Consider the following 1,138-nt stretch of genomic DNA (forward strand, 5'->3'; position numbering starts at 1 on the left):
CGAGCCGCTCGAACCGCTCGGCCAGGTCCTCCAGCCAGTCACGCCACTCCAGCAGGCAGGTCACCACGCGTTCGGCGGTGTCCCGCGCCTCTGCGACCGAGTGCGAGGGGCAGCACCAGGTTTCGACGGGACCGCCGAAGTGGTTCGAATGGTCCCAGCCACAGGCCCACCGCCCGTAGCGGGACACCAGGAGCGCGGTGACCCGGTCGGTGAAGCGCCAGTCCGCCATCCGGTCCGGATCAGCCGCCCGGTCGGCCTCGGAGGGGACCATGGGGACGATCAGCGCCGTCAGCCGCGCCGCCTCGTCGTCGTCCCAGTCGAACGCGCTGCGGCTCGGGTCGACGGCGGGCCACGGCAGGTCCCGGGCGTGTTCACGGTGGATGGACGTGGCGTACCCCCGGGGCCGGATGTGACAGGACGATCAGCGGACCGATCATGCCGATCGGATCGGGAGCTGTCACCCCACTTTTCCGGCCCGCGCCCTCGGCCCGGGGTGGAGCCGGCAAGTGCCTATGTGGACGCGGCGGCAACCGCGATCTGGAGGCATACGGCCGAAGGTGTGGGCCCGGGCCGACGTGGGTGCGGGCCGACGCGCTGAGCAGTGCGGGGAGGATCGTTTCCCCACCCTTGCATGCACTTAAAGTAATCGAGCAATCCCCCTACGTGACTTCGTGGTGTCCCCATGCGTCTTCGTTCGTCCCTCGGCGCCCTCGCCGGTGCCCTGCTGCTGACCCTGTCCGTGTCCACCTCCGCCCACGCCGCCGGGGGCGAATTCGAGTACCAGTACGGCACCGGTCTCCCGAACATCCTTATCGACCCCGTGAGCGGCGAGTGCATCGACCTGCCCTTCACCACCCCTGAAGCGCCCGGATTCGCCCCGTACAACCGCACCGACTCCACCGCCACCGTCTTCGTCGACTTCGGCTGTAACGGCGACACCTACTACGTGATGAACCCCGGCAAGAAGCTCGGCGCCCGCCTCAAGCTCCGCTCCGTGGTCTTCTCCTGACCGGTCCCACGGCCGCCCCACCCCGCTGACCGTGCCGGCGCCCCCGGGGGGGCGGCCCCGTCGGCGGGCCGGCCGCGGCCGGGCGGGCCCGCGCGGGGCGGGGCGGAAAGTTCCAACCCGGAGATCGGA

1 protein-coding gene and 1 pseudogene are annotated in these 1,138 nt (G+C 71.0%); one reads left to right on the plus strand and one right to left on the minus strand.

Features of this window, described 5'->3' with window-relative positions; genetic code table 11:
- Nucleotides 1–271 (minus strand): annotated as a pseudogene (locus AB0O29_RS36230) (cell filamentation protein Fic); the annotation flags it as partial.
- A gap of 411 nt (nucleotides 272–682) precedes the next feature.
- On the opposite strand from AB0O29_RS36230, the gene AB0O29_RS36235 reads away from it, so the two are divergent.
- Nucleotides 683–1,009 carry a hypothetical protein gene (locus AB0O29_RS36235; protein ID WP_365160798.1) on the plus strand — a complete coding sequence of 109 codons (327 nt, stop codon included), beginning with the start codon at nucleotides 683–685 and terminating at the stop codon, nucleotides 1,007–1,009.
- Nucleotides 1,010–1,138 lie beyond the last annotated feature (129 nt).

Origin of the sequence: Streptomyces sp. NPDC089915 (assembly GCF_040684675.1) — a bacterium.
In the GTDB taxonomy this organism is placed as follows: domain Bacteria; phylum Actinomycetota; class Actinomycetes; order Streptomycetales; family Streptomycetaceae; genus Streptomyces.

Coding starts and splice junctions, on each gene's coding strand:
- AB0O29_RS36235 (WP_365160798.1), top strand. CDS start 683: ATGCGTCTTCGTTCGTCCCTCGGCGCCCTCGCCGGTGCCCTGCTGCTG.